Genomic DNA, 8,285 nt, shown 5'->3' with positions numbered 1-8,285 from the left:
GCAAAGTTTCGATTCAGTTCGCCAAATCCCATTTATCGCAGCTCACTGTGTGTATTTATCTCACTCCCGGTCACTTTGGTTACTTTCTTTTGGCGAGACAAAAGAAAGTGACTAGCTGCCGGGCTACCCCCGGCCAACGGCACCAAGATGGAGAGACCCTAACTACTTGGCGATGCTTCGCGCCTAATCCGCACTGGATTACTTCGCTGCGCTCGCAATGACAGAGCGAGCGTCACAAACTCACAGCCCCTGCACAAACCCCAACACCTCCGCCGCATGCCCCGGCGCCTTCAACCCCCGCCAGCTCTTCACCAGCTTCCCCTCAGCATCGAACACAAACGTGCTGCGCTCCACCCCGCGCACCTGCTTGCCATACATGTTCTTCAGCTTCATCACCCCGAACAGTTCACAGACCTTTTCATCGGTGTCGGCCAGCAGTTCGAACGGGAATTCGAACTCGGCCTTGAAGCTTTCGTGCGACTTGAGGCTGTCGCGCGAGACGCCGACGACAATCGTGTTGGCCTTGGCGAAGTCGGCGTACAGATCGCGGAATTCCTGGCCTTCGAGGGTGCAGCCGGAGGTGTTGTCCTTGGGGTAGAAGTAGACGACGACGTTCTTGCCGCGGTGGTCGGACAGCTTGAAGGGGGTGCTTCCGGTGGAGGGCAGTTCGAAATTGGTGATGACGGGCTCGTTCATGATGGGCTCTCTTTAACGTGATGAGGATTTCAATAAAACGATGACGGCGCCGGCGCCGCCGTCGACGGTGCGGGCCTGGCAGAAGGCGAGCACGTCTTCGCGCTGCATCAGCCAGTGGCGCACCTTGTTCTTCAGCACCGGCAGGCGGTTTTTCGAGCCGTGGCCCTTGCCGTGGATGATGCGTACGCAGCGCCGGTCTTCGAGCATGCAGCGGTTGAGGAAGGCGGCCAGCGCGACGCGCGCCTCGTCGCCGGTGTGGCCGTGCAGGTCGAGTTCGCCCTGCAGGACCCAGCCGCCGCGCCGCAGTTTCCGGAGCGCGGCGGTGGGCACACCGGGGCGCGCGAAGTACAGCTCCTCGCCGGTGGAGACGGCGGCTTCCCAGTCCCATGGGTCGGCGAGCGCATCGACCAGCACCTGCTGTTCGTCGGCGCGCCGTTGACGGGCGACGGGTTTGGGGCGCGGGCGCGCAAGCTCGGCGCGATCCGAAGGCGGCAGGGGAATGGCATCAGCGACGGCGCGCCGGAACAGCATGGCGCCGTCGGCCGCGGGTTTGGGTTTATGCGGGGCCTGATGCAGCGAGGCGGGCTGGGCCGACTGCTCGCGCAGCACGCGGCGCATGCGCGTCAGCGCCTCGAACGAGGCGGGGGCGAGCGCACTGCCGCGGGCGCGCTTCATGCCACATGACTCCGTTACGCCTTGCCGAGCGCGTCGAGGTAGCGCTCGGCGTCGAGCGCGGCCATGCAGCCGGTGCCGGCGCTGGTGACAGCCTGGCGGTAGATGTGGTCCTGCACGTCGCCGGCGGCGAACACGCCTTCGATGCTGGTGGCGGTGGCGTTGCCCTTGTTGCCGCTTTTGGTGACGATGTAGCCGCCTTCAAGATCGATCTGGCCTTCGAAGATTGCGGTGTTGGGCTTGTGGCCGATGGCGATGAAGACCCCGGTCAGCGCGAGGTCCTTGGTGGCGCCGTCCTTGGTGCTCTTGATGCGCATGCCGGTGACGCCGGTCTTGTCGCCCAGCACTTCGTCGAGCGTGTGGTCGAGCTCGAGGCTGATCTTGCCTTCCTTGACCTTCTCCATAAGGTGGTCGACCAGAATTTTCTCGGACTTGAAGGTGTCGCGGCGGTGCACCACGGTGACGTGCTTCGCGATGTTGGCCAGATACAGCGCTTCCTCGACGGCGGTGTTGCCGCCGCCGATGACGGCCACATCCTGGTTCTTGTAGAAGAAGCCGTCGCAGGTGGCGCAGCCCGACACGCCCTTGCCCATGAAGGCCTGTTCGCTTTCCAGACCCAGGTACATGGCCGAGGCGCCGGTGGCGATGATGAGCGCATCGCAGGTGTAGGTGCCGGAATCGCCGATCAGGGTGAAGGGCTTCTCGGTCAGCTTGGCGGTGTGGATCTGGTCGAAGATGATTTCGGTCTTGAAGCGTTCGGCGTGGCGCTGGAAACGGTCCATCAGCTCTGGGCCCTGCACGCCGTCGACGTCGGCGGGCCAGTTGTCGACTTCGGTGGTCGTCATCAGCTGGCCGCCCTGCTGCATGCCGGTGATGACGACCGGGGAAAGGTTGGCGCGTGCAGCGTAGACGGCGGCGGAATAGCCGGCGGGGCCGGAACCGAGGATGACGAGTTTGTGGTGTTGGGTGCTCATGGTCTGTGCTCGGACGATGGGAAAGCCCACTATTCTAACCAAACTTGGCAGCGGCATTTCCATGCCGCCCGCCCAGGTTCATCCCGGCCAGAACTCTGCTGCAAGCCCACCGTGCTGCAGGCGGACGCGCAAATCCACTCGCCCTCGTCTCGCGTCCTGGCGGTTTATCCGCGATAATCCGCACATTCCCCGCAGAAAATCGTTCATGGCGCGTCCCGCTCCCCGCTCACCTCAGCCCCTGTCGCCCCGCATGCAGCGTTTGTTGCGCGAGGCGCGCGCATTGCTGGTGGGGGCCGCCGCACTCTTCCTCGCCGCCATCCTGCTGACTTACAGTCCTGCGGATCCGAGTTTCAGCACGACTGGCGACGACGTGACGCTCCACAATCTGGGCGGCCAGAGCGGTGCCTATCTGTCCGACCTGCTGTTGATGCTGTTCGGCGTGTCGGCCTGGTGGTGGGTGGTGCTGGCGGTGGCCTACGTCATCCTCACCTTCCGTCATCTGGATGAAACACCGCTGGCGGGCGGGCGTCAGCGCTGGATCCGGCTCGGCGGTTTCAGTCTGCTGCTATTTTCCAGCACCGGCGTCGAATGGCTGCGTGCCTGGCACTGGGCCGTGGCGCTGCCCGATGCGCACGGTGGCGTGTTTGGCAGCCTGGTGGGCGGCGCGGCGAGTGCGCTGCTGGGTTTCACCGGCGGTTCGCTGGTCTTGCTGCTGTTGATGGCCGTGGGCTTCAGCCTGTTTACCGGCGTGTCGTGGCTTTCGATGGCCGAGCGCACCGGCGAATGGGCCGAGCGCACCTGGTGGAATGCGATCCAGGCCTGGCAAGCCTCGCGCGACCGCAAGCTGGGCGAAGTGGCGCAGCAGAAGCGCGAAGCCAAGGTCTCGGTGGTCAAGAAAAAAATCGACGAAGCGCCGCCGGTTCGCATCGAGCCGGTGGTGAAGGAAGTGCCGCAATCGACACGCGCCGTCACCGAAAAGCAGGCGCCGCTGTTCTCCGATCTGCCCGACTCGCCGTTGCCGCCGCTGCATCTGCTCGACCCCGCCGACGAGGCAGTGGAAACCGCGAGCGCCGAGGCGCTTGAATACACCTCGCTGATGATCGAGCGCAAGCTCGCCGAATTCGGCGTCGAGGTGAAAGTCGTCTCGGCCTCGCCCGGCCCGGTGATCACCCGCTACGAAATCGAGCCCGCCATCGGGGTCAAGGGCAGCCAGATCGTCAACCTGTCCAAGGACCTGGCGCGCACGCTGTCGGTGATCAGCATTCGCGTGGTCGAGGCCATTCCCGGCAAGCACACCATGGGGCTGGAGATTCCCAACCCCAAGCGTCAGATCGTGCGTCTGAGCGAAATTCTGGGTTCGCAGGCCTATCACGACAGCGCGAGCCCCCTGACCATCACGCTGGGTAAGGACATCGCCGGCAACCCTGTGGTGGCGGACCTCGGCAAGATGCCGCACCTGCTGGTGGCCGGCACCACCGGCTCGGGCAAGTCGGTCGGCGTCAACGCAATGATCCTGTCGCTGGTGTACAAGTCCGATCCGTCCGCCGTGCGCATGATCATGGTCGACCCCAAGATGCTGGAGTTGTCGATCTACGAAGGCATTCCGCACCTGCTGGCGCCGGTGGTAACCGACATGAAGCAGGCCGCCAGCGCGCTCAACTGGTGCGTGGCCGAAATGGAACGGCGCTACAAGTTGCTGTCGGCCGTCGGCGTGCGCAACCTCGCCAGCTACAACCAGAAGGTGCGCGACGCCAAGAAAGCCGGCACGCCGCTGACGCATCCGTTCAGCCTGACGCCGGACAATCCCGAGCCGCTGGAAACGATGCCAATGATCGTGGTGATGATCGACGAGCTCGCCGACCTGATGATGGTGGTCGGCAAGAAGGTCGAGGAACTGATCGCGCGGCTGGCGCAAAAGGCGCGCGCAGCCGGTATTCACCTGATCCTGGCGACGCAGCGGCCCAGCGTCGACGTCATCACCGGCCTGATCAAGGCCAACATTCCCACCCGCATCGCGTTCCAGGTCTCCAGCAAGATCGACTCGCGCACGATTCTCGACCAGATGGGCGCCGAGGCACTCCTGGGGCAGGGCGACAGGCTCTACCTGCCGCCCGGCACCGGGCTGCCGCAGCGCGTGCACGGCGCCTTCGTGTCGGACAACGAAGTGCATCGCGTGGTCGACTACCTGAAGTCGCTGGGCGAACCCGAATACATCGAAGGCGTGCTCGAATCCCCGGAAGAAGCAGGCGAGGGCGGCAACGAATTCGGCGAGGCGGCGGAAGCCGACCCGCTCTACGACCAGGCCGTCGCCTACGTGCTGAAATCGCGCCGCGCGTCGATTTCGTCGGTGCAGCGCCAGCTGCGCATCGGCTACAACCGCGCCGCGCGGATGATCGAGGACATGGAGCGCGCAGGTCTGGTGTCGTCGATGCAGTCGAACGGAAATCGCGACGTGCTCGCGCCGCATAGCGAATCATGAGCCGCTTCTATGCCCTGATTCCCGCTGCCGGCTCCGGTTCGCGCATGGGCGGGGCCGTCGAAAAGCAGTACATGGACCTCAATGCCGTGCCGATGATCGCGCACGCGATGATGGTGCTGGCGCGCGAGCCGCGCATCGCCAAGATTTTTGTCGTGCTCTCGCCCACCGACAAACGCTGGAACAACTATGCGTGGCAGGGCTGGGAAGAGCGCATCGAAGTGCTGCGCTGCGGCGGCAAGACCCGCGCCGAGACCGTGCTGAACGGCCTCGACGCCATTGCCAAAGTCTGCGCCGCGGACGACTGGGTGCTGGTACACGACGCCGCGCGCCCCTGCCTGCCGGACGAAATGCTCACCAAGCTGCTCGACGAAGTTACCGACGACCCGGTCGGCGGTCTGCTTGCCGTGCCGGTGGCCGACACCCTCAAGCGCGCGTCCGCCGACACGACTACCGGCACGCGCGCCGAGGCCACTGTGCCGCGCGCCGGCCTGTGGCAGGCGCAAACCCCGCAGATGTTCCGCCACGGCAAGCTCGTCGAAGCCCTGCGCGCCGCCGGCAGCAACATGACCGACGAGGCCTCGGCCATCGAGCAACTCGGTCTTCAGCCGCGGCTGGTCGAGTCCGACAGCCGCAACCTCAAGGTCACCTATCCGCAGGACCTGGAGCTGGCGAGCCTAATTCTGGGGAAGCTGAATGAATGACATTCGAGTAGGACACGGCTTCGACGTGCACGCGCTGGTCGAAGGACGCAAGCTGATCGTCGGCGGGGTCGACATTCCTTTTGAGCGCGGGCTGACCGGACATTCCGATGCCGACGTGCTGCTGCACGCGATCTGCGATGCGCTCTTGGGCGCGGCCGGGCTCGGCGACATCGGCCGCCACTTCCCCGATACCGACGCCGCGTTCGCCGGCATAGACAGCCGCATCCTGCTGCGCCGCGTCGCCGAGCAATTGCGCGAACGCGGCTGGCAGGTTGGCAACGTCGACGCCACCATCATCGCCCAGGCGCCCAAGATGGCGCCGCACATCGCGCGCATGACGGCCCACATCGCCGACGACCTCGGCATCGCCATCGACCGCGTCAACGTCAAGGCCACCACCACCGAAAAACTCGGTTTCACCGGACGCGGCGAAGGCATCGCCGCCGAGGCGGTGTGCCTGATCGTGCGTGGCTGAAACCGAGCCGCCGCAAGCGGAAACGCTGCGGCTCTTCTTCGCCCTGTGGCCCGACGACGCCACCCGCGACACACTCAACCGCACCGGCAAGTGGCTGCACCAGCATTGGGGCGGCCGCCGCATGCGGGCCGACACCCTGCACATCACCCTCGCCTTCCTTGGCAGCACGCCGGTCGACCGACTCGACACGCTGTTCGCCTGCGCCGATGCGGTAGCAGTTGAACCGTTCGAACTCGTGCTCGACCAAGCTGGTTACTGGCGCCACAACCGCATCGGCTGGCTGGGGGCGAGCGAAACGCCGCTGCCGCACCACGAACTGGTCGGTGCGCTGAACACCCGTCTGCAGGAGGAGGGTTTCCCCGTCGACACGCGCCCGCATGTGCCGCACGTCACCTTGTTGCGCAACTCCGCTGGCGGCGAGGTGCAGAAATGCACGCCGGTGCGCTGGGCGGCGAGCGATTTTGTGCTGGTGACTTCGCGCACCGAGCCCAGCGGTGCACAGTACGAAGTGATCCGTCGCTGGCCGCTAGCGTGAAAAACCTGCACACGGTAGTCTTGCGGCCTTCTGATACAAAACAATTCTGATCCTTCCTCGATATGCCGGAATTGAGTCAAGACCTCAACGCGCTGCTCGATGCGCGCTTCCCGATCCTGGTCAGTGAAACCCATGAGGAATCGCGTTTGCTCAAGCGCGTGCGTGAAATCTGCACGGCGCGTGAGGTTCCGTTGTTTGTCTGGAGTCTGGCGGATGGACTCAAACGCAGCACTGAAACAAGCGCGGTATACAACACCAGCGAATTGACCGATGCGCTGAAGCATGTCGATGCGACCCCGCAGAACGGCCTGTATGTGCTTCTGGACGCCCATCCGTTTTTTTCCAGCCCGCTGAATGTGCGGCTGGTACGCGAAATTGCTTTCGATCATTACCGCCGCGACCGCACGCTGCTGTTCGTCAGCCCCGGGCTGGACCTGCCGCCGGAACTGGCCCGCATGTCGGCACGCCTTGCCATGCCGGGCATCACGGCCGACCGGGTGCGCACGCTGTTGAAAGAGGAACTCGACCGCTGGCAGCGCGACACGCGGCGCAGCCTGCGGATTGATCGTGACATCCTGCCGCTGCTGGTGCACCAACTTGCCGGATTGGGCGAAGACGAAGCGCAACGCCTGATTCGCCAGGCGATCAACGTGGACGGCGAACTTAACCTTGGCGACGTCAAGCGCATTGCGCGATTCAAGCAGGACCAGCAGGCCAGTGCGCTGGAAATGGAATTGCCCGACGTCACGCTGGACGACGTCGGCGGGTTTGGACGACTCAAGACCTGGGTTGGCCAGCGGCAGGCGGTCTTTCAGAACCCGGCGCTCGCTCCCGGGCTGCCGGCGCCCAAAGGGATCCTGCTACTCGGCGTGCAAGGGGCGGGCAAGAGCCTGGTTGCCAAGGCGATCGCAGGAAGCTGGAAAGTGCCGCTGTTGCGGCTGGATTTCGCGGCCCTGTACAACAAATACATCGGCGAAACAGAAAAGAATCTTCGCCAGGCGCTCAACGAAGCCTCACGCATGGCACCGTGCCTGCTGTGGATGGACGAGATCGAAAAGGGCCTCTCGGCGGGGGATGCCGACGACGGCGTTTCGCAACGCATCCTCGGCACTTTGCTGACCTGGATGAGCGAGCGCGACAACCCGGTGTTCGTCGTCGCCACTGCCAATGACGTCAGCAAGCTGCCGGCGGAATTGCTGCGCAAAGGCCGTTTCGACGAGCTCTTTTTCGTCGACCTGCCGACCGCGCCGGTGCGCGAGATCATATTTGGCTTGCATCTGAAAAAGCGCGGTCTCGACCCAGCGGGATTCCAGATGCCCGGCCTGATCGAACTCAGCGAAGGCTATTCAGGCGCGGAAATCGAGCAGGCCATTGTTGCGTCGCAATATGCGGCCCTGGCTGAGGGCGGGGTGCTGACGCACACGCACGTCGAGCGCGAACTGGGCCAGACACGCCCGCTATCCGTGATCCGCGCCGAAGATTTTGAGCGCTTGCGCACCTGGGCGAGCCAGCGCTGCGTCATGGTGGACTGAGCCAGGGTGGCCAAAAAATCCTGCGCGAGGTGGTTTTTCTCGACAGGAATAAGGCCTTTCGGTTATGATGCGCCCCGCATTAGGCGCGTAGCTCAGCTGGTTAGAGCACCACCTTGACATGGTGGGGGTCGTTGGTTCGAGTCCAATCGCGCCTACCAATATTTACAGGGCCGGGATGGCCAGTTTCAAGAGGGGCTGAACGGCCCACGGAGGTTGCGAAA

The 8,285-nt window shown here is 64.3% G+C and carries 8 protein-coding genes and 1 tRNA gene; 6 read left to right on the top strand and 3 right to left on the bottom strand.

Features of this window, described 5'->3' with window-relative positions:
- Positions 1-240 precede the first annotated feature (240 nt).
- The 3 genes from Q8R61_RS02615 to trxB are packed head-to-tail and all read right to left on the bottom strand — an operon-like array spanning position 241 to position 2,342.
- Positions 241-696, bottom strand: a complete 456-nt coding sequence (locus Q8R61_RS02615) for a peroxiredoxin (protein WP_305533918.1) — start codon at positions 694-696, stop codon at positions 241-243.
- Between the two features lie 12 nt (positions 697-708).
- Positions 709-1,371, bottom strand: coding sequence for a Smr/MutS family protein (locus tag Q8R61_RS02610; RefSeq protein ID WP_305533916.1), 663 nt, complete (start codon positions 1,369-1,371; stop codon positions 709-711).
- A 14-nt stretch (positions 1,372-1,385) separates the two neighbouring features.
- Complete coding sequence (trxB, locus tag Q8R61_RS02605) at positions 1,386-2,342, bottom strand: thioredoxin-disulfide reductase (protein WP_305533914.1); 957 nt, start codon at positions 2,340-2,342, stop codon at positions 1,386-1,388.
- Positions 2,343-2,547: 205 nt separating this feature from the next.
- On the opposite strand from trxB, the gene Q8R61_RS02600 reads away from it, so the two are divergent.
- The 6 genes from Q8R61_RS02600 to Q8R61_RS02575 all read left to right on the top strand — a co-directional run bounded on the left by Q8R61_RS02600 (position 2,548) and on the right by Q8R61_RS02575 (position 8,222).
- Positions 2,548-4,821: a DNA translocase FtsK gene (locus tag Q8R61_RS02600; RefSeq protein WP_305533912.1), complete on the top strand. Its 2,274-nt coding sequence runs from the start codon at positions 2,548-2,550 to the stop codon at positions 4,819-4,821.
- On the top strand, positions 4,818-5,522 hold the full coding sequence (gene ispD, locus Q8R61_RS02595) for a 2-C-methyl-D-erythritol 4-phosphate cytidylyltransferase (protein WP_305533910.1): 705 nt from the start codon (positions 4,818-4,820) through the stop codon (positions 5,520-5,522). The genes Q8R61_RS02600 and ispD overlap by 4 nt, the downstream gene beginning before the upstream one ends.
- Positions 5,515-5,997, top strand: a complete 483-nt coding sequence (gene ispF / locus Q8R61_RS02590) for a 2-C-methyl-D-erythritol 2,4-cyclodiphosphate synthase (RefSeq protein WP_305533908.1) — start codon at positions 5,515-5,517, stop codon at positions 5,995-5,997. The genes ispD and ispF overlap by 8 nt, the downstream gene beginning before the upstream one ends.
- Positions 5,990-6,532, top strand: a complete 543-nt coding sequence (thpR, locus tag Q8R61_RS02585) for an RNA 2',3'-cyclic phosphodiesterase (RefSeq protein ID WP_305533906.1) — start codon at positions 5,990-5,992, stop codon at positions 6,530-6,532. The genes ispF and thpR overlap by 8 nt, the downstream gene beginning before the upstream one ends.
- Positions 6,533-6,603: 71 nt before the next feature.
- Positions 6,604-8,064, top strand: coding sequence for an AAA family ATPase (locus tag Q8R61_RS02580; protein WP_305533904.1), 1,461 nt, complete (start codon positions 6,604-6,606; stop codon positions 8,062-8,064).
- An 81-nt stretch (positions 8,065-8,145) separates the two neighbouring features.
- Positions 8,146-8,222, top strand: a tRNA-Val gene (locus Q8R61_RS02575).
- The last annotated feature ends 63 nt before the right edge of the window (positions 8,223-8,285 follow it).

The sequence above is a fragment of the Thiobacillus sp. genome (assembly GCF_030696885.1).
Taxonomy (GTDB): Bacteria; Pseudomonadota; Gammaproteobacteria; order Burkholderiales; family Thiobacillaceae; genus Thiobacillus.
This window is presented reverse-complemented; position numbering and strand designations above follow the sequence as displayed.

Bases quoted from the DNA above. Each gene is read 5' to 3' on its own strand.
- Q8R61_RS02615 (WP_305533918.1), bottom strand. From the start codon at position 696: ATGAACGAGCCCGTCATCACCAATTTCGAACTGCCCTCCACCGGAAGC.
- Q8R61_RS02610 (WP_305533916.1), bottom strand. From the start codon at position 1,371: ATGAAGCGCGCCCGCGGCAGTGCGCTCGCCCCCGCCTCGTTCGAGGCG.
- trxB (WP_305533914.1), bottom strand. From the start codon at position 2,342: ATGAGCACCCAACACCACAAACTCGTCATCCTCGGTTCCGGCCCCGCC.
- Q8R61_RS02600 (WP_305533912.1), top strand. From the start codon at position 2,548: ATGGCGCGTCCCGCTCCCCGCTCACCTCAGCCCCTGTCGCCCCGCATG.
- ispD (WP_305533910.1), top strand. From the start codon at position 4,818: ATGAGCCGCTTCTATGCCCTGATTCCCGCTGCCGGCTCCGGTTCGCGC.
- ispF (WP_305533908.1), top strand. From the start codon at position 5,515: ATGAATGACATTCGAGTAGGACACGGCTTCGACGTGCACGCGCTGGTC.